Genomic DNA, 19488 nt, shown 5'->3' with positions numbered 1-19488 from the left:
CCGCCCCCACGGGGCGGCGCGATTGCGCCTCCCCTCGGGTTGGCCCGTCCCTTAGCTCTAAGCCGCCAGCCTGGCGGCTTTCTTGCTGATATAGGCATCCACTGCCGCGCGCTGCGCCTCGTCCAGCCGCAGGCCCAGCTTGGTGCGCCGCCACAGGTAGTCGTCGCCTGACCGCACCCATTCGCGGGCTATCGCCCAGTCGAGTTCCTGCGCGGTGATGGTAGCGCCAAAATCCCGCCCCAGATCACCGGCGGATTTGGCGTCCCCCAGCACGTCCCAGGCTTCGGTGCCGTAAGCACGGATCATCCGGGCGGTCCAATAGGGCGTCAGGAACGGATAGTCTGCCGCCAGTTTCGTTTTCAGCGTCTCAACATCCGCCACTGCAAAATCACCGCCGGGCAGGGCCACGCCTGCGGTCCAGTCAGACGGCACTTGCGGGAACACCTCGCCGATTTTCGCCAGCGCGGCCTCGGCCAGCTTGCGGTAGGTGGTGATCTTGCCGCCAAAGACATTCAGCAGCGGCGCCTGCGCGCGGTCCAGCGTCAGCACATATTCGCGGGTGGCCGCAGTGGCCGAGCTGGCGCCGTCGTCATAGAGCGGGCGCACGCCGGAATAGGTCCAGACGATGTCTTCGCAGCTGAGCGGCTGTTCGAAGTATTGCGATGCGAAATCAACCAGATAGTCCTGCTCGGCCTCGGTGCAGTGCGGTTTGGTTTCCGGATCGGGATGGTCGGCGTCCGTTGTGCCGATCAGGGTGAAATCCGTCTCGTATGGAATCGCAAAGATGATCCGCCCGTCGGTGCCCTGGAAGAAGTAGCAGCGGCCATGGTCGAACAATTTCGGCACCACGATATGGCTGCCGCGCACCAGGCGGACGTTTTCGCGGCTGTTCTGGCCCAGCTTCTGGTGCAGCACGTCGGCCACCCACGGCCCGCCGGCGTTGACCAGCATTTTTGCGCGGTGCTGCTGTTCGGCGCCGGTGGCGTGATCCTTGGTGCGGATCACCCAATGGTCTGCAAGGCGTTCGGCTGAAACTACCTCGGTCCGGGTCAGGATTTCGGCACCGCGGGCCTGCGCATCGCGGGCGTTCAGTACCACCAGGCGGGCGTCTTCGATCCAGCAGTCGGAGTATTCGAACGCGGTCTGAAACTTGTCCTTCAGCGGCCTGCCTGCGGGGTCGTGCGACAGGTCCAGTTTCGCGGTGCCAGGCAGGATGCCGCGTTTGCCCAAGGAGTCATACAGAAACAGCCCCAGCCGGATCAGCCATGCGGGGCGGCGACCCTTCATCCAGGGCATGAAGGTCGTCAGCAGCTTGGATGTCGGGGTTTCGCTGTCAAACCGCATGTCCTTGTGGAACGGCAGCACAAAGCGCATCGGCCAGGAGATATGCGGCATCGCCTTCAGCAGTACTTCGCGCTCGATCAGCGCCTCACGCACCAGGCGGAATTCAAAGTATTCCAGATAGCGCAAACCGCCGTGGAACAGTTTGGTCGAGGCCGAGGAGGTGGCGGAGGCCAGATCGTTCATTTCGGCCAATGTAACCGACAGGCCGCGGCCGGCGGCGTCGCGGGCGATGCCGCAGCCGTTGATGCCGCCGCCGATGATGAAAAGGTCCGTAACAGGCGTGTCAGTCATTTTCGTTGCTTTCGTTTTGTCCTGCGGTCAGGATCCGGGTGCCGGCGGCCTGCGCGGCCTCGGCAAATTCTGCGGGAACCGGGCGGTCGGTTATGACGATATCCAGATCGGAGACATCGCAAATACGCACCGGGGCGGAGCGGGCGAACTTGCTGCCGTCGCAGACCAGCACCTTTTGCCGGGCGTTCTTGAGGATGGCGCGGGCGACCGAAACCTCTCGGGCGTCATGGTCCATCACGGCGCCGTCGGGATCCAGTGCCGAGGCGCCGATGACGGCGAAATCGACCTTGTAGCGGGACAGGAATTCAACCGCATCCTCGCCCACAATAGCGCCGTCGTTTTGCCGCACTGTGCCGCCGGCCAGGATCAATTCCTTGGCCTGGCCGCCCATCATCAAGTTTATAATGTTGATATTATTGGAAATCACCGTCAGGCCGCTGTGGCCGGAAAGCGCCCGCGCTACCTGTTCGGTCGAAGTGCCGATGTTAAGGGTGAGGGAGCAATTGTCGGGGATCAGCTCAGCCGCCAGTGCGGCCATCGCCAGCTTGTTGCCCGCGTTCAGCTTGCGCCGGTCCTCGTATCCCTGGCTGGCGGCAGAGCTTATCCGGACGGCACCGCCATGCACGCGGGACAAGGCGCCGCGCGCAGACAGGTCGCGCAGGTCTGCGCGGACCGTCTGTAAAGAGACGCCAAAGCGCTGGGACAGGTCGTCAACCTCGACCCGGTCCTGCCGGTTCAGCAAGGTGATGATTTCGTTCTGACGGGCCGTGGCATCCATTTGCTTTCCTTTCACCGCGATTCCATAGCGAAGTACGGGTGAAATGTCACGTTGTGTTTTCGTTCTGAATTCGATGATACGCAAAACGAAACGGCGCGCGGTTGCGGGCACGCCGGGGCTGCTGTCAGCCAGGGTCTTCTCAGGTGAGCGGGATCAGGTGGTTGTCCCAGGCCAGATCCGACCGGTGCAGCTGGTGTTTGCCGGATGCTGAAACCCCGAAAAACTGCCCGCTGCCGGTGCTTGCGGTAAAGCCTGCATTGGACATTGCAAGGCCGCAGACATCCGTCATGCGGTGTTCCTGCAGCAGATCCCCGGTTCCGGTATCCATGACCTGCAGCACCCCGCCGCGCGGAGAGGTGACACCGATCTGCGCTCCGTCCGCTGAGAAGGCGATGGAACCGCCATAGCCATTGAGGTTCAGCACCCGCGGGTCGCCATCGGCCATCAGGCGGGGCGGGCTGCCGGGCTGGTGCAGGCCCACGATAGGCAGGGCCTCGCCCGGATCCCCCTGCCATTGCATGGCAAAACCAACGGTGCCGTCGGCACGCATGGCGAGGTGACGGATGGAATTCAGGTGCAGCTCTTGCGGCAGTTCCATCTGCTCCTGCAGGGTGCCGTCAAAGCCCAAGTAAGCGAGGTTCGGGCGCATGTCCGGGAGGTTCAGCTTGGCGCGGCCGCTATCGGGGTGGGTCTCAATGCCGCCATTGGCGATGACCAGTCCCGGCGCGTCCCGGCGCAGCAGCATATCGTGCGGGCCAATGCCGCCGGAGGCGAAGGCGGCAATGCGCTTGTAGCCGTCCGTTGCGTCCCAAACGCCGATCACACCGCGTGCATACCAGAAATCGTTTTCCGTGGTGAACAGGCGGCCGCCATCGGCGGAGAATGTGCCGTGGCCATAGAAATGGTGCCCCGCAGGCGGCTCCAGCCGGGCGAGGGCGGTGCCCGTGCGGCAGTCGATCACATCGGCAAAGCGGCCGGGGCGGCGGGCAAAGGCGACGGCTTCGGGCCGGACCGGATGCGCCGCGGCGGCGTGGCCGCGGGCAGGCAATGGGTGGCGGAACAGGATTTCGCCGTCTTCTGTAAGACCCGCAAGCAGGAAGGCGCCGCTGGCGTCCTTGCCGGCAGACAGAAAAGCGGGGCTGCCGGCGTTGGCCCAACTGGCCTGCGGGGCAAGGCCTGTGGCCAGAAGACCGGCCAGAAAGCCGCGGCGGGTGGCCATATCAATCGCCGTCCAGGGAATTAAAGCCTGCCGCAACACCCAGGGCCGGCCCCAGTTCGCCGGTCACCAGCGCGCGCAGGTTCTTGATCTCCTGCTGCAGGGATTCGATGCGGAAGCGGCTGGCGGGATCCGCCACGCCGGCAAAGACCGGATCGTTCAGGGTCCCGGCCTTCTTGCGGGCTTTGGCAAAAGCGGCAGTGATCTTGGCTTGCAGGTCCGCGCGGCTGTCTGCCAGCGCCAGGGCCAACGGTTCCAGCGCGTTCAGCGACACCTGCACATGGCGCAGGCTGCGCCCCGAGCGGCGGGCCTCGGCGCGGTTGGGACGCGGACGGTCAAAGGTGCCAAGCGGGCGGCCCAGGCGCATGTCGTCCAGCACTTGCAACCCGGTGGTGAGCGCCTTGAGCAGCTCCTGGGTGATTTCCTCGTCTCTTTGGTAGCGGATGGCGGGGCTGTGCATTTCGGCGGCGTAGGTCTGTTCCCAATCAACTTTGATGGATTGGGTTGTGGCCGCGATGTCGACGCTGATGGCGCGGGTCAGGGCGCAGCGGTAGTCTGCGCTTCCGGTGGTGGAAAGCTGCGGATCATACAGCAGGTATTCCAGCGCATAAAAGCCACGGGACGCAATGGAGTAGCTGGCGAATTGCGCCGGGTCAGAGATGCCGGGGTCTTCGCTGCGGATCAGATTCCCAAGTGCCTTGGGCGTTTTGCTGCGGCTGTCGGGCCAGAAAGCCAGCGCAAAGGCGCGGCTGTCTGTTTCGGTTGGACCAAAGCGGTAATGGCTGGCGGCGATCCAGGCATCGAAGGCATCGCTGTAAGCTGCGCGCAGGGGGGGTGATTGCGGATTGCAATCCGCCTGTGCGGTTTCCGCTAGTGTTTGCGCGTCCTCTGCAAGTTCCTGAAAGGTCGGGAGGATCAGTTGATCGGTGATGCTGCCGGACAGCTCTGATGCGGCGGCAGGGGCTGCGGCCAGCGCAAAGGTCAGGACGAGGGGCAGGGCAAGGTGCAGGGACGGGGCAAAGGCGCGCATCAGAGGCTCTCCAGAAAGGCGATCAGGGCAGCGCGGTCTTCCGGCCGCAGCTTTACCACGCGGGTTTTGGCCGCCTCCGCTTCGCCGCCGTGCCACAGGATGGCCTCCAGCAGGGTGCGGGCGCGGCCGTCATGCAGGAAGGTGGCACGGGGCGAGACCTGCTGGGTGAGGCCGATACCCCACAGCGGCGCGGTGCGCCATTCGCGCCCCGTTGCGCGGGCCTCGGGGCGGTTGTCGGCCAGGCCTTCGCCCATGTCGTGCAGCAACAGGTCGCTGTAGGGCCAGATCAGTTGAAAGCTTTGCTCGGGGCGGTCCCGCAGCCGGTGGGTCACGTATTTCGGCACGTGGCAGGACGCACAGCCGGTGTTGTAGAACACCTGCTTGCCGCGCAGCACCTGGGCGTCGCTGGTGTTGCGCCGTGCGGGAACGCCGAGGTTGCGGCTGTAGAAGGTGACCAGATCCATGTTCGGCTGGTCGATCTCGGTTTCACGGGAATCAGCGCCGCCATGCGGGGCGGATTGGCAGGCGGTTTGCAGATCGGTGCATTCGCCCGCATGGGCCGGGAACAGCGGGGTGGAGATGCCGATATCGCCGGAAAACGCACCGGCGGATTGTTCGTGGACGGTCGGCATTCCGGCCTTCAGGCCAAAGCGGCCCAGCATGACCCGGTTGAATTCGCGCGACCAGACCAGATTGGCGCGGCCGGAAATGCCATCGCCGTCGGTGTCTTCCTCATCCGCATGGGCAAGGATATCGGCGGCGGGGATCGCCTCCAGCAGGCCAAGGCCGATCATCGGCGGCGCGACGCGGGGTGACAGCATGGCGCCATCAGCCAATGGGCCGTAGCCGAGGTTTGCAGCCGTGTAGCCGGGACGGCGCAGGGTGGCTGTTTCACCGCCGTTCAGGGCAACCTCGAACTCCTCATACTCGACCTGCAGCTTGTACTCCGGCGCGATGCCGGGGGCGGAGAAGTCCTGCAGCTGGGAGCCATAATCCGGATCGGGCGCAGTGCCGATGTAGTCATGGACTTCCTGCAGTTCCGCCGGAACCGGGCCGGGAATGGAAACCCGCAGGAACATGGTGGTGGAGGCGTAATCCGGCTGCGCCACCACATGGCCGCGCCCGTCCTTCAAGTGGCAGCGCTGGCAGGAGCGCGCGTTATAGAGCGGGCCAAGCCCGTCGGACGCCTTGGTGGACGATGGCGAGAACACCCAGATCTTCTTGAACAGCCCATTGCCCAGTTTGAACTCCAGTTCCTGCTCGAAGCTGAGGTTGGCAGAGTGCTGCGAGAACGCCTCGTCATCTTCCCTGGCGCGCACGGTGGCGGCGCCTGCGGGCAGGTCTTCGAAGCGTTCGGGGGCGGAGAAATCCGTGGCCGGTGCGGTGACGGCCTCGATCCGGGTGCGTTCGGCGTCAGTGCGGGGGAGGGGAGAGAGGTGCGGCTCTGCCTGATACTGGCTGGCCAGGTCCAGCGCCGCAACGGGGGTGGCCGCCGCAAATGCGGCAGCCAGAAACAGTTTAGTCTTCGATCTCTGCCATCTTGGTGGCGTTGAGCTGGGCATAGTTTTCGGCGCCGATCCGGTCGTGCAGTTCAAGCTGCGTTTCGAGGAAATCAATGTGGCCTTCTTCATCCGCCATCAAGTCTTCAAACAGCTTTTGCGTGACGTAGTCACCCGCTTTGTTGCAGGCGTCGCGGGCTTCCTTGTAAAGCGCGCGGGCGTCCACTTCGGCGGCAAGGTCGCATTCGAGGGTTTCTTTCGGGGTCTGTCCGATCCGCAGCGGGTCAAGCTTCTGCAGGTTCGGATGGCCGCCGAGGAACAGAATCCTTTCAATCAATTTGTCCGCGTGCTCCATCTCTTCGATGGATTCTTCGCGGCTTTTCTTGGCCATGCTGCCCAGGCCCCAATCGTCCTGCAGCCGGTAATGCAGCCAGTACTGGCTGACCGCTGTCAGCTCATGTCGCAATGCTTTGTTGAGATAGTCGATGACCTTGGCGTCGCCCTGCATATTCACTCTCCTGAATTCGGCCTGCGCCTAAATTCTGAAGCTGCGCAGGGACTTCCAGATTAGCATTCGCGCGCATGGTGTCGAGGAAAAGCGGCATGCATCCGCCGCAATCGGCGGTTTTTCCCAGGGCGTGATAAATCTTGCCAGGGGTGATTATCGTTTCGGGATCGGCATTTCGCATCCAGTCGATGGCTGCGCGGATGTCGTGGTCCGAGATCTGTGTGCAGTGGCAAACGATCATGCTGCTCGCGTCCTTGCCCGGTGGCGCCAAGGCCAAGTGATTCCGTTGGGAAATATATCCGACAGAATTACTGGGTTTTCAAGGGGTATCCAGAGTAAAATACTTGGGAATATGTGCCGGGCGGGACCCGGACTGGCAAAAAAAGGGGCCGCAATACGCGGCCCCAAGGTGTGGTTCTGTTCAGGGGATGCCAAACGTCACCGAGGGAAATCTCATGCACCAAGCGGGATGATCAGGTTCACGCCCAGAACCGTGCTTTTGGTGCCGGCCTCATCAACGCGGGCCAGGCCGCCGCCCAACGTGAAGCCATTTTCAAATTCGTAATCCGCGCCGATGGTGATCAGGTCGGTTTCGCCCGCGCTGTCCAGATCGCGATGCACCAGCCCGCCGGACAGGGTCACGTTGCCGATGGTGTAGGCGCCGGTCAGGGTGGCATACAACGCATCATCCGCCGAGCCGCCCGCGTTCGAGAAGGAGGCCACCTCGCCATAGACGTCGAAACCGCCATCAAAGGCATGGGCGAGGCCTGCGACAAAACCCTGTTCGTCATCCACGTCGCCTGTGCCGGCGCTCAGGTGGCGGGCGCCGATGTGGTAGCGGGTATTGCCGGTTTCCTGCGTCCATTGGATGGCAAAATTGTCCAGCTCGCCAGTGTTGCCAGCGCCGCCGTCAGCCGTGGCGGTGCGGCCGCGGTTATAGCCAACAGAGCGGCTGAGGCCGGAATCATCGGCGTAAAACACTCCGAAGGACAGGGTGCCCGCGCCGTTCAGCTCTACGTCCGCCAGGATACCGATCTGTTCGACCAGCTCGTAATCTTCGGCGATGGAGCTGCCGAAATAACCTGCGGCGTCGTCCCAGGCGGTACCAAACACCGGGTGCAGTTTGCCAACTGAGACGGTGGTGGCGCTGCCGATACCGAAGGAGACGCCGAGTTCTTCGATATAGACGCCCATGTCATCAAAGGTGCGGTCATCGGCGGCGTCCGTCAGCGACTCGGCGGTGACAGTGGCAAAAAGTTCAACGCCATTGCCGAATGTATAGGCGCCGGAAGCGGTGATCACGGCAAAAGTGTCGCGGATCTCGGCAGTGGCGTCATCAGACGACAGCACGCTTTCATTGGCGATCTCGATCTCGCCTTCCCAGCTGAAGCCCTGGGCCAGGGCGGCGTTTGCGCACAGGAAGACGGGCGCGCTGAGGGCCAGCGCCGCAGAGGGTTTGATTTTCATGGGGGTTTTTCTTTCTGTTGAGGGGCCTGGCCGCTGATGGCGGCCAGGTCCCTTTGCTTTGATTTTGTTATTGAATTTGCAGTGTTTTATTCGAAGACCGCCGAGGGATTATCAAGGCTGTCAGAGCCTTCGATGGCAACGCCGCCCAGATCCAGGGTAGAGACCACGCGTTCGATAGAGCGGGTCTGGTCGATCAGCCCGTTGACGCCGCCCATCACCAGCGCTTCGCCGGCTTTGTTGCCCTGCGCCAGCATCTGGTCATAGGACAGGCCTGCTTCGGCTGCGGTCTTGATCCGGCCAAGCGCCTGCATGGTGCCCGCCAGCTTGCTGCGCATCTCGGCGTCCAGATCCGCGTCCTTGGCGGCCACCAGATCGGCCAGCGACGCGCCCGAGACCAGCTCGCCGTTCACCCGCACATATTCGCCCAGATAGACGTTCTGCACGCCCAAGCCGTCGTAGTAGTGGCTGTTGTGGGTGTTGTCGGAAAAACAATCGTGCTCTTCCTCGGGGTCGTTCAGCATCAAGCCCAGACGCATCCGTTCACCCGCCTGTTCGCCGTAAGACAGCGAGCCCATGCCGGTCAGCATCGCGGTAATGCCGGCGTTTTCATCGCCCAGCAGCGTGGTGCGGGCTTCGCCTTCGGCGCCCCACTGCGCGGCGATCCATTCCAGGTCGGTGATCAGCAGCTCGGTGGCGGCCTGCAGGTACTCGCCGCGGCGGTTGCAGTTGCCGCCGGTGCAGGCGTCGCCGGTGGCATAGTCGGTCCACGGGCGGTCGCCGGCGCCATGTTCGGTGCCCTTCAGATCCTGGCCCCACAGCAGGAATTCGATGGCATGATAGCCGGTAGCCACATTGGCCTCGACCCCGTCGGCCTCGTGCAGGGCGCCTTCCAGAAGTTCAGGAGTGATCTTGGCGGCGTCGATGGCTTTGCCGGACAGCTCAAAGCTGGGATTGGCGATGATGTTCAGCGATGCCAGGGTGTTCTCGTCGGTCGGCCCGCCATAAGAGGCGTCCACATAGTCGATCAGGCCTTCGTCCAGCGGCCAGGCGTTCACCTTGCCTTCCCAATCGTCGACGATGGCGTTGCCGAAACGGAAGACTTCGGACTGCTGATAGGGCACGCGGGCGGCGATCCAGGCGGCGCGGGCAGCCTCCAGGTTTTCGGCTGAGGGATGCGAGACCAGCGCGTCTACAGCGGCTTTCAGCACCTGCGCGGTGGCCAGGCTGTCCTGGTATTTGGCCTCGGCGATATTGGCATAGTTGGTCAGCACTGCGGCCTTGTCGGCGGCAAAGGCTGTGGTGGCGCCAAAGGCGAGACCGGCAAGGGCAGTGCCCGTGAGAAACAGGGATTTCATCAGCTAAGTCCTTAGTTATATAGTGAATTCAGTGAAGGGTGGCGGTGGCGGGCCGGGCCGGTTGCAGCGGCGGGCGCGGTGCCATGATCTGTTGCATCAGCAAGCCGCAGTCAGATGCCAGCTGCGTCAGCTCGGACGCTTTGCGCGGGGTGACGATCAGCGAGGCAAGGATTTGCGCATCGTCCTGCTGGCCTTCGGCAGCACAGGCCAGAAGATTGGCAAAGCAGTTCTCATCCGCGCCCAGGCATTTGCAGGTCATGCCGTGGCGCACCAGCGGGCGGCGGCCATGGGTGGCGCAGAAGTTGCAAAGAGTGCCAAAGGCCTCAAACGCGGCATCGGCCATTTCGGGGCCGAAGTTCACCTCGAAATCCCGGCGCATCTGGTCGCGGGTCTCGGAGCCGGAAAACCAGTGGCGCAGATAGATCACCGCGCCGGCTTCCAGCGGCGGCAGCTCGGACAGGGTGCCGACGGTCACGCCGCCGCGGGGCGAAGGGTGCGCAGTGCTCATGGCCGTCCGCTCACTTGGTCAGGATCAGCTTGCCTGCGCGGGTGATGCGCAGCGAATAGATCTGCCCGTTCAGCAGAATACGGGCCTGCACGCCGCCGCGGGTCAGATCCTCGGCGTGGTAGGTGGGGAACACTTCGGTGGTTGCGGTGGTTGCGGTGGCCGGCACCGGCTTGGAGGCAATCTGGTTCATATCTTCCGCCCATTGCTGAATTCCGCCCTGTCCAGAAGCCATTCCAGACAAAAACCGGACAGAGCGCCGGACGGCGCAAAGACCTGCGGCCACAATTGGCGCATGTCCTCGGGTTCCAGCTCTTGGGTCTGCGGGCCGCGGTGGCGGCTGTCTCTGGTCGGCATGGGGGCGATCTCGGTTGATGAAATGTCACTCGGGCTCGCCTGATCCGAGTCAGGCTGGCTGGAATGCCGTATACCTGAATTATTCACTCAGGTATGTCAATCCGAGTTTTTTAGTAAGAAATAATTTTTGCGATGGCAGAAGAGGATAGGGGAACAGAAAAGGCCGCCCAATGGGCGGCCTTTCAGAATTCTATGTGCAACGGATCAGGCGCGGGTGCCGGAAAACCGCGCCTGCCAGTCCTCGCGCTGCTCGTCGGTGATCTTGGCAAACAGCACCTCTGGCACGGTGAAGCTGTGGCCTGCGGGCAGGGCGGACAGGGCAGCCGCCGCATCTTCGGGCCAGTTGCGGTCGTCCGAATTCATCGCCGCCATCAGCGTGTCTGAGGCCTGCGGGATGAAGGGGGCCGACAGTACGGCGTAAAGCCGGATCAGGTTCAGTCCCAGACGCACCTGGGCTGCGGCGCGGTCGGGATCTTGCTTGAACACCGACCAGGGTGCTGCGGACTGCAGGTATTCATTGCCCGCGACCCAGATCGCCCGCAGCTCCTGCGCCGATTTGCGGACCTCCATCGCTTCCATGTGGCCCTCATAGGCGCGGATGCGGGTGGTAAGTTCAGCAATCAGCGCCTGTTCCTGTTCGCCGTATTCACCGGCTGCGGGAACTTCCTCGCCGAACTTGGAACGGCAGAATTTGGTGATGCGGCTGACAAAATTGCCCAGCACGTCGGCCAGATCCTTGTTCACCGACTGCTGGAAGTTCTCCCAGGTGAATTCGGAATCGCTGCTTTCCGGCGCATGGCTGAGGAGCCACCAGCGCCAGTAATCGGCCGGCAGGATCTCCAGCGCCTGATCCATGAACACGCCGCGCCCCTGGCTGGTGGAGAACTGGCCGCCGTCATAGTTCAGGTAGTTGAACGACTTCAGGTGGTCGACCATTTTCCACGGCTCGCCCGATCCCAGAATTGTGGCCGGGAACGACAGGGTGTGGAAGGGGACGTTGTCCTTGCCCATGAACTGGACGTATTTCACGTCCTCGGCGCCCTTGTCGGTGCGCCACCAGCGCTGCCAGTCGGCGTCGGATTTGCCATTCGCCTCGGCCCATTCGCCAGCGGCGGCGATGTATTCAATCGGCGCGTCGAACCAGACGTAGAACACCTTGCCCTCCATGCCCGGCCAGTCTGCGCCGCCCTTTTTGACCGGCACGCCCCAGTCCAGATCGCGGGTGATGCCGCGGTCCTGCAGCCCGTCACCGTCATGCAGCCACTTCTTGGCAATCGAGGTGGTCAGGATCGGCCAGTCGTGTTTGCTGTCGATCCAGGCGTCCAGCTGGTCCTTCAGCTGCGACTGGCACAGATACAGATGCTTGGTCTCGCGCACTTCCAGATCGGTGGAGCCGGACACGGCGGAGCGCGGGTTGATCAGGTCGGTCGGGTCCAGCTGCTTGGTGCATTCCTCGCACTGGTCGCCGCGGGCGCGCTCATAGCCGCAGTTGGGGCAGGTGCCCTCGATATAGCGGTCGGGCAGGAAGCGGCCGTCAGCATTGGAATATACCTGTTTCTCGGTTACTTCGCGGATCAGCCCGGCCTCGGCCAGCTTGCCTGCGAAATGCTGGGTCAGCGCGTGGTTCTGCGGGCTGGAGGAGCGGCCGAAGTGATCAAACGACAGCGCAAAGCCCTTGGCGATTTCCGACTGGATACCATGCATTTCAGCGCAGTATTCCGCCACCGGCTTGTCCGCCTTGGCGGCGGCCAGTTCCGCCGGGGTGCCGTGCTCGTCAGTGGCGCAGAGGAACATCACCTCGTTGCCGCGTCCGCGCTGGAACCGGGCATAAAGGTCGGCCGGCAGCTGCGAACCCACCAGGTTGCCCAGATGCTTGATCCCGTTGATATAGGGGATCGCGGAAGTGATCAGAATGCGTGCCATGCTATCCATCCAGGTAATGTGTCAAACGCCCGTCTACCGCATGGCGCAGGCGGCGGAAACCCCGGCTGCGGTTTTCCCTGGAAATTGGAGAAACAGCGGCAGTTCCCGCTTGAACTGAACAGGGGGCTGGCGCACTCATTGGTTGCGAAAACCGGTTTCAAACCCTTGAAAGTTCACGAGGGCGTTACCATCTGCATTGTATACCGGTGCATACAATTAGGGACTGCCCATAGGTGTTTGACTTTCTTCTCGATAGCGCATTTGCGCCGTTTACCCTTGCCCTGGCCCTGTTGGGCGGACTGGCAGTTCTGGAGCTGCTGGCGCTTTTGCTGGGCGGCAGTCTGATCGGCGGCGATAGCGGCGCGGGTCTGGACGGCATGGATGGCGGAGATATCGGGGAGTTCCCGGATGCCGGCGACCTGGGTGATTTGGGTGATTTGGGCGCTGATGCCGCTGCGGACGCATTGGGTGATCTGGGAGACATGGATCTTGCGGATCTGGACGGGGCCGAAGGGCTGGATGGCGCCGGGGCGGCGGATGCCACGGGCAGCCTGGCGTCGTGGCTGGGGCTGGGGCGGATGCCGACGCTGATCTGGCTGGCGGCGGTGCTGATGGGTTTTGGCCTCAGCGGTATTGGCCTGCAGATGGTTTTGACGTCTTATCTGGGTTTTGCCGCACCGGCCTGGATGGCGGGGCTGCCTGCCGGCGCCTTCGGCCTGTGGTTCGCGCGCGGCTTTGGCGGGATGTTTGCCCGGCTGCTGCCGCAGACCGAGACCGAGGCCCTGTCGGTGCGCAGCCTGGGCCGCCGCCGCGGTGTGATCACCCAAGGCACCGCTGCGCAGGGCCGCCCGGCCGAGGTGCGGGTCACTGATGGCTACGGCAACGCCCACTACCTGCGCGCCGAACCCTTTGCCGCGGGCGAGGAACTGTCCCAGGGCACCGAAGTGCTGGTGATGCGCGACCGCCGCAAGGACCGGTTTGTGCTGATCGCGCTGTCTGAATAACCGGAACCAAAACTTATAAATCCAATTATCCAAGGGAGTATTCCGCATGGAATTTCAATTCCTGCTCATCGTCGTGGCGAGCATTCTTATCTTTCTTCTCATCTTCGGCCTGGTTCTTGGCCGTCTCTACCGCCGGGCCACCCGTGAAATCAGCCTGGTCAAAACCGGTGCCGGCGGCAAGAAGGTGATCATGGACGGGGGCACCATTGTCGTGCCGCTGCTGCATGAGGTCAGCCCCGTCAACATGAAAACCCTGCGCCTGGAAGTGAAGCGGGACGGCGACGCCGCGCTGATCACCCAGGACCGGATGCGGGTGGATGTTGGCGTTGAATTCTACGTCTCGGTGATGGCCACGGCTGAGGGCATTGCCCGCGCCGCGCAGACCCTGGGCGACCGTACGTTTGATGTCGAACAGCTGCGCGAAATGATCGAGGGCAAGCTGATCGACGGCCTGCGCGCGGTGGCTGCGCAGATGACCATGGACGGCCTGCACGAAAAACGCGCCGACTTTGTGCAGGAGGTGCAGAATGCGGTCTCTGAGGACCTGCTGAAAAACGGTTTGTCGCTGGAGTCTGTCTCGCTCACCGCATTGGACCAGACGCCGTTTGAGGCACTGGACGAAAACAACGCCTTTAACGCCGTTGGCATGCGCAAACTGGCCGAGGTGATTGCCCAGTCCAAAAAGGAGCGCGCGCAAATTGATGCGGATACCCAGGTCTCGGTGCGCCGTGCCGCGATGGAGGCTGAGCGTCAGCGTCTGACCATTGAACAGGATGAAGAACAGGCCAAGATCTCGCAGCTGCAGCAGATCGAAACCATGAAGGCCGCGCAGGAGTCCGAAGTGGCGCAGCGGCGCGAGGATTCGATGCGCGAGAGCGAGCGTGCGCGGATTGCACGCGAAGAGGCCATCCGCTCTGCCGAGATTGAACGGGAGCGCAAGATCCGCGACGCCGAAATCACCAAGGAGCGCGAGCTGGAGGTTGCCGAACAGGAACGCCAGATCATCATCCAGCAGAAATCCGAGGAGGAAAGCCGCGCCCGTGCGTCGGCGGATCTGGCGCGGGCCGAGGCCACCAAGGCGACTGAGGCAGTGGCAACCGCCCGTGAAGTTGCTGAGGCGGAACGCCAGAAGCAGATCACGCTGATCGAAGCCACCCGCGAAGCCGAACGCCAGGCAACCGGCATCCGCTTGGCAGCTCAGGCTGAGAAAGACGCGGCGGCTGACCGGGCCGAAGCGCGGCGTGAAGAAGCCCAGGCCGAGGCTGATGCGCTTAACATCCGGGCCGAGGCCAAGAAGAACGACATGCTGGCCGAGGCGGAAGGCAAGCGCGCGATTGTTGAATCCGAGAACGCGCTGTCGGCTGAGCTGATCCGGATGAAGATCGACATGGCGCGGATCGAGGCGATGCCTGCGATCATCACCGAGATGGTGAAACCGGCCGAGAAGATCGATTCGATCAAGATCCATCAGGTCAGCGGCATCGGCGGCGGCGCGCCTTATGCGGCGGCTGGGGGCGGCGCTGGCGCCGAGAGACCGGTGGTCAATCAGGCGCTCGACTCGATCATGGGCATGGCGGTGCAGATGCCCGCGCTGAAGAAGCTGGGCGAGGAGCTGGGCCTGTCGATGGAAAACGGTGTCAGCGGTGTTGCCAGCCAGGCGCTGGGCGTTGAGCCGGAGGCGGTTGAAGGTTCTGATGTGCCGCTGCTGAATGGCGCTGCGGCAGGTCCGGCGCCAAATGACGCCGCGGCTGAAAGCTGATTGTTCAGCTTCCCGGAATATTTATAGGGGCCGGAGTTTTCCGGCCCCTTTTTGCATTCGTAAGCAGATCCTTAAAGGGTCAATGCTGCTGTCCGAATGTTTCGCGCGCGAAACAATCAGGCAGAGATGCTGACCCGTTTCACTTCCTCTTGCGCGAGCGTTTCAGCAGCCGGCCGATGGTGAAGGAGGTGCGTGGCGCGTAGACATAATTGGTGCGTTCTTCGGGCGTCGGGCGCACTTTCATCCGGCTGAGACCAAAGGCGATCAGCAGCACATGGCCGCAGGCCACATAGGCAAACAGGGCAGGCGGCCCGTAAAAGCTGATCAGCGTTGAAGATACATAGGGGCTGGCGATGGCGCCCAAGGCAAAGAAGAACATCAGCGCTGCTGCCAGCTCCACCCGCTCTTCCGTTGTTGCAAAGTCGTTGGCGTGCGCGGCGGAAACCGAAAAGATCGGGAAGGTGGTGAAGCCGAAGAACCCTGCCGCCAGCATCACCCCCAGAGTGCCGGTGCCGCTGGCAGCCATGGTGACAGCGCAACTGAAGATGGCAGCCACGGAAAGCCAGATGAGCACCCAGCGGCGATCGTATTTGTCGGCCAGCCAGCCCATCGGGTACTGCGCCAGCGCGCCGCCCAGCACAAAGGCGGCAAGGAAAAAGGCGATCTGGCCGATTTCCAGGCCGACTTCCTGGCCATAGACCGGGCCGACCATCCGGAACGAGGCCGAGCTGAGTGCCGCCACGATCACCCCCGCCACCGCCAGCGGCGAACAGCGCCAGGCCAGTTTGGGGCGCAGCCGCGGCGCATCGGGGGTTTCCGGCTGGCTGGCCTTGGTCAGGGTCAGGGGCAGCAGTGCCGCGCAGCAAATCACCGCCAGCAGATTGTAGGATATATAGACCGCAGGCGGCAGCACCGCGATGATCAGCTGCGCCGCCAGCGAGGCGCTCATATCGGCAATCCGGTAGGTGCCCATGGCGCGGCCGCGGTTCTCGTTGGTGACTTTGGCGTTAAGCCAGGCCTCGATCACCGTGTAGGCGCCGGCTACGCACAGGCCCGAGGCAATCCGCATCGCCGCCCAGGCATAGGGGTTTTCTGTCAGCGTATGGCCCAAGAGCCCCATCGCCCCAAGGGCTGTGCAGACCGCAAAGGCGCGGGAATGGCCGACATTGCCCATCAGCCGTGGCGCCCACCAGCAGCCGATGAAGAAGCCAAAGAAATGGGCCGAGCCAAGCAGGCCGATCTGCTCCTTGGTGAAATTCAGCGTCAGACCCGAGATCGCATCGAGCGGGCCGACGCCTCCGGTCGACAGCTGCAGCAGGATGACGGAGAGGAACAGGGCGGCAAAGGAGATGATCAGGCGCATAACGCTGCGACCATGACAGGCTGCGGCTGCATTGCCAGCCGGTTTCCGTCATTGCGGTGTCGTATTCTTGCGCGGCGGTGTTTTTCGGCACCGGGCGCGGTCCGGGGTTCAGCCCGCCTGGCGGATGCGGGCTTTGATGGCGAGGGTGACCCGGTCGGCGACCAGATCCGGATAGCCGGTGGCGCCAAAGGCCGCGCGGCTAAGGCTGCCGCTGAGATGCACGTCGAGTTCGCGCAGATCGCTGGCGGCGGTGCCGGGCCGGCGGTAGAGCGCCGCCTGCAAGGTCAGCGGCCGGGTGGTTCCGCGCAGGGTCAGTTCGCCGCCGATCTGCGCGCCGCCTGAAAGCCGTCCGTCAGGCCCGAGACGGACACGGGTGGAGCGGAAACGGATTTCCGGGAAGCGCGCGGTGTTGAGCACGCCGGGGCTTTTCAACGCCTCGGTGGCAAAGATCAGCCCGGTCCGGGCGCGGCTGGCGTCAAGCGTGATATCGGCCTGGCTGCGGGCAAGGTTCTGCGGATCGATCCGGATGCGGGCGGACCGGACCGGGATCCGCCCCTGCTGCGGCTGGCCGCTGAGCCGGAAGGTAAAGCGCACGTCTGTGGCATCGGGAATGAGGCGGTAAGGCAGGATCGCTGCGGGCAGCCTTTGCGGGGCCAGCAGGCTGGCCGCAAGGCAGGCGATCAGGCTCCGCCGGTGCATCCTGTGGTTGCTCATGGGGGCTTCTTCTCCGGTTGCATAGCGTTTTTTACATGGCGTTTGCGATGCCGCAGCTTGAGCTTATCCGGATTTTCCGCCGCAGGCTGCTCACTTTCGCGGGGGGAGCCTGTGACGCGGCGGCGGGCTCCCGCCAGGCATCAGCTTTTTGGCAAAAGCCTCTGCCTGTTGGGCCCGGCACCGGGCATAGCCCGGTGCCGGGCCCAAGGCCGCTAAGGCGGTGCTGGCGCAGCCAGGTCCGCCTGCGGGCGCGGGAGGTCATCGTCAAGGCGCTGGGGCCGGTCTAGGCGCTGGGGCTCGTCTTGGGCGTGCGGGTCTGCGGTGCGGGTGGCAGGGCGGCACGAAGCAGAGCGGAGCAGGCAGCTGCCAGCGGCCTGGGTGATCTGCCAGCTGCGGGGCGGCAGGGTGCGGGCGCGCAGGCGCTGCAAGGTCCAGAACTTCCGGGTCTTTGCTGCGCCATCCCCGGCCGGGCCGGGCGCGGGGCCGGGCGGGAGGCTGTGTGCAGGCACGTCAGGGGGGAAGAGATCATGGGGCAAAGGGGGAGGGGCAGGCGCCAGGTGCCAGCGGCTTTCGATGCCCTGGGCGCCGCCTGTGCCGGGGGTCAGCAGCAGGCCCAACGGCGCCGGGCCGAAGCGCCCGCCTGCCTCTGCCGCCAGATGCAGCCGCCGCACCGGGGTGATGGCGGGCGGCTCAGCCAGTTCTGCCACCACCAGCGCCGCAGCACCGCTGCGCAAGGCTTCCTCCATGGCCCAAAGCTGATCCTCGGTCCGGGCGGCTTGCAGGAACAGGAACCGGGCGGGGCTGGCAAATTCCGCCATCCCGTCCGGGTTCAGCTGCTTGCCGCCCTGCGGCGGCGGCAGCCACAGGACCGGCCCCGGCGCAATGTCCTGCGCGGCGGCGGCCAGCCACAGCGCAAAACTGTGGCGGGCGGGGCCGCAGGCCTCGTGCACGCGGCCATGCTCCAGCGCAACCCCCTCCATCAGGGACAGGGCCGGGCGGGATCTGTGGCGGCGGCGGGTGAGCAGGTGAGTCGGCATGGGGTTAGATTAGTATGTTCACTATTTGTTCTCAAGCCGTGAGCTGGGCATCCTGGGTTCTTGCGGCAGGCCGGTTCAAAGGCCGCCAGGCCAGGCAAGCGTCTCTTCCAGCGCCTGGAAGAAGTCAGCCCTGGCATGTTTCTCGATCCATGGTTTGTGGCCGCAGCGCTGCAGCAGGCGAAAGCTGAAATCGGGGAGGATGCCCCGCAGCGGCAGTTCCACGCCTGTTGCCGGGTGGGGGTCATGATCACCATGAAGGGCCGCCACGGGGCAGCGGATTTTTGCAACCGTGCGCAGGAGTTCGCCTGAGCGCCGCATCCGGGTTGCTTCCGGCCAAACGCCTTCGAAAATGCTGCGATCAAAGGCGATGGGCGCAGGATGAAGCCCGGCAGGCGCATGGGCCTCGGCTTTTTCAAGCAGCTCTAGCGCGCGCGACAGGCCCACGGGGGTCTCGAGACCGGAACCGCGAAACAATGCGCTCAGCTCCTGCCATTCCGCAGGCGGCAGCCGTGATTGCCGGACTGCCTGGATGCCTGCGGTGAATTCATCCGAAAACGGCGCGCTGCCAATCAGCAACAGCTTCGAAACCAGAGCCGGATGCCGGGCTGCCAGCAGGCAGGCCAGCCATGCCCCCCAGGAAAAGCCGATCAGAACCGCCGGGCCGGCACAGGCTGCTTCCAGCTGCTGCCGCAATTCGGATGTCTGGCCGGCAATGGATGCTTTCGTTTGCAACAGCTCAAGCACGCCATGCCCGCGGGTTGCCAGCTCTTGGGCAACCGGCGCCATTTCTCCGGCCGCGCCGGGGCCGCCATGCAGCACGGCAACTGAAAAGGGCGGGTTGCCATGCCGCCGGATGGTATCGATGGCAGGTTTCACTGCAGGCGGCCCCGGCAGGTCTTAACCCTCGCGGGGGACAACCGGGCCGCCCTGTTTGGCCCATTCGGTAAAGCCGCCCTCCAGATGCACAACCGGTTTCAGGCCCATCTCAATCGCGGCTTTGGCGCTAAGGGCTGAGCGCCAGGCGCTGGCGCAGTAGAACACATAGGTTTTGTCCTGGTTGAACACCGGCTTGTGATAGGGGCTGTCGGGATCGATCCAGAATTCCAGCATGCCGCGCGGGCAGGAAAACGCGCCGGGGATCATGCCGCTGCGCTGCAGCTCGCGGATGTCGCGCAGGTCGATGAAGACGTAATCCTCGTCCAGAACCTTCTGCTTGGCCTCCTCGACAGCCATGGTTTCCACCAGGCTGTTTGCCTCGGCCAGCAGCGCCTTGACGCCCTTGGTTATGGTCTGCGGCATCGGGTATCCTTTCCTTAGGTTGCACAGAGGCTGGCCGGT

19 protein-coding genes are annotated in these 19488 nt (G+C 63.8%); 2 read left to right on the top strand and 17 right to left on the bottom strand.

Going from position 1 to position 19488, the window contains the following annotated elements; translation table 11 throughout:
* Window positions 1-57 precede the first annotated feature (57 nt).
* The 12 genes from glpD to metG form a co-directional block, all read right to left on the bottom strand.
* The gene (gene glpD / locus ETW24_RS14065; RefSeq protein WP_129371634.1) at window positions 58-1635 is read right to left on the bottom strand and encodes a glycerol-3-phosphate dehydrogenase; all 1578 of its coding nucleotides are present in this window, start codon (window positions 1633-1635) and stop codon (window positions 58-60) included.
* On the bottom strand, window positions 1628-2413 hold the full coding sequence (locus ETW24_RS14060) for a DeoR/GlpR family DNA-binding transcription regulator (RefSeq protein WP_129371633.1): 786 nt from the start codon (window positions 2411-2413) through the stop codon (window positions 1628-1630). Before ETW24_RS14060 ends, glpD begins: the two co-directional genes overlap by 8 nt.
* 139 nt (window positions 2414-2552) lie before the next feature.
* Window positions 2553-3632, bottom strand: coding sequence for a DUF1513 domain-containing protein (locus tag ETW24_RS14055; RefSeq protein ID WP_129371632.1), 1080 nt, complete (start codon window positions 3630-3632; stop codon window positions 2553-2555).
* Between the two features lies 1 nt (window position 3633).
* Window positions 3634-4659 (bottom strand): imelysin family protein, encoded by a 1026-nt coding sequence (locus tag ETW24_RS14050; RefSeq protein ID WP_129371631.1) that lies wholly within the window; start codon window positions 4657-4659, stop codon window positions 3634-3636.
* Window positions 4659-6221, bottom strand: coding sequence for a di-heme oxidoreductase family protein (locus tag ETW24_RS14045; protein ID WP_129371630.1), 1563 nt, complete (start codon window positions 6219-6221; stop codon window positions 4659-4661). Before ETW24_RS14045 ends, ETW24_RS14050 begins: the two co-directional genes overlap by 1 nt.
* On the bottom strand, window positions 6178-6666 hold the full coding sequence (bfr, locus tag ETW24_RS14040) for a bacterioferritin (RefSeq protein WP_027259753.1): 489 nt from the start codon (window positions 6664-6666) through the stop codon (window positions 6178-6180). The genes ETW24_RS14045 and bfr overlap by 44 nt, the downstream gene beginning before the upstream one ends.
* On the bottom strand, window positions 6614-6907 hold the full coding sequence (locus ETW24_RS14035; RefSeq protein WP_129371629.1) for a (2Fe-2S)-binding protein: 294 nt from the start codon (window positions 6905-6907) through the stop codon (window positions 6614-6616). Before ETW24_RS14035 ends, bfr begins: the two co-directional genes overlap by 53 nt.
* 212 nt (window positions 6908-7119) lie before the next feature.
* Entirely contained in the window at window positions 7120-8133 is a 1014-nt protein-coding gene (locus tag ETW24_RS14030) for a porin (protein ID WP_129371628.1), read from the bottom strand.
* Between the two features lie 86 nt (window positions 8134-8219).
* A complete protein-coding gene (locus ETW24_RS14025) occupies window positions 8220-9488 on the bottom strand; it encodes an imelysin family protein (RefSeq protein ID WP_129371627.1) in 1269 nt (422 codons plus the stop codon).
* A 28-nt stretch (window positions 9489-9516) separates the two neighbouring features.
* The gene (locus ETW24_RS14020) at window positions 9517-9996 is read right to left on the bottom strand and encodes a hypothetical protein (protein WP_129371626.1); all 480 of its coding nucleotides are present in this window, start codon (window positions 9994-9996) and stop codon (window positions 9517-9519) included.
* Between the two features lie 10 nt (window positions 9997-10006).
* Window positions 10007-10186 (bottom strand): hemin uptake protein HemP, encoded by a 180-nt coding sequence (hemP, locus tag ETW24_RS14015; protein ID WP_129371625.1) that lies wholly within the window; start codon window positions 10184-10186, stop codon window positions 10007-10009.
* Window positions 10187-10554: 368 nt separating this feature from the next.
* Window positions 10555-12273, bottom strand: coding sequence for a methionine--tRNA ligase (gene metG / locus ETW24_RS14010; RefSeq protein ID WP_205877273.1), 1719 nt, complete (start codon window positions 12271-12273; stop codon window positions 10555-10557).
* Between the two features lie 233 nt (window positions 12274-12506).
* On the opposite strand from metG, the gene ETW24_RS14005 reads away from it, so the two are divergent.
* Window positions 12507-13277, top strand: a complete 771-nt coding sequence (locus tag ETW24_RS14005) for an OB-fold-containig protein (protein WP_129371623.1) — start codon at window positions 12507-12509, stop codon at window positions 13275-13277.
* 46 nt (window positions 13278-13323) lie between these two features.
* Window positions 13324-15036 (top strand): flotillin family protein, encoded by a 1713-nt coding sequence (locus tag ETW24_RS14000; protein ID WP_129371622.1) that lies wholly within the window; start codon window positions 13324-13326, stop codon window positions 15034-15036.
* A gap of 139 nt (window positions 15037-15175) precedes the next feature.
* On the opposite strand, the gene ETW24_RS13995 is transcribed toward ETW24_RS14000, so the two are convergent.
* The 5 genes from ETW24_RS13995 to ETW24_RS13975 form a co-directional block, all read right to left on the bottom strand.
* Window positions 15176-16399: an MFS transporter gene (locus ETW24_RS13995; protein ID WP_129371621.1), complete on the bottom strand. Its 1224-nt coding sequence runs from the start codon at window positions 16397-16399 to the stop codon at window positions 15176-15178.
* Between the two features lie 108 nt (window positions 16400-16507).
* Window positions 16508-17113 (bottom strand): YceI family protein, encoded by a 606-nt coding sequence (locus ETW24_RS13990; protein WP_254695614.1) that lies wholly within the window; start codon window positions 17111-17113, stop codon window positions 16508-16510.
* Window positions 17114-17325: 212 nt separating this feature from the next.
* Window positions 17326-18150: a hypothetical protein gene (locus ETW24_RS13985; protein WP_205877271.1), complete on the bottom strand. Its 825-nt coding sequence runs from the start codon at window positions 18148-18150 to the stop codon at window positions 17326-17328.
* Window positions 18151-18225: 75 nt separating this feature from the next.
* Window positions 18226-19026 (bottom strand): alpha/beta fold hydrolase, encoded by an 801-nt coding sequence (locus ETW24_RS13980; protein WP_205877269.1) that lies wholly within the window; start codon window positions 19024-19026, stop codon window positions 18226-18228.
* 21 nt (window positions 19027-19047) lie between these two features.
* Entirely contained in the window at window positions 19048-19449 is a 402-nt protein-coding gene (locus tag ETW24_RS13975) for a rhodanese-like domain-containing protein (RefSeq protein WP_129371620.1), read from the bottom strand.
* Window positions 19450-19488: the final 39 nt, after the last annotated feature.

Origin of the sequence: Leisingera sp. NJS204 (genome assembly GCF_004123675.1) — a bacterium.
Lineage (GTDB): Bacteria > Pseudomonadota > Alphaproteobacteria > Rhodobacterales > Rhodobacteraceae > Leisingera.
The sequence above is the reverse complement of the archived record's forward strand: the minus strand, read 5'-3'. Positions and strand labels throughout refer to the sequence as shown.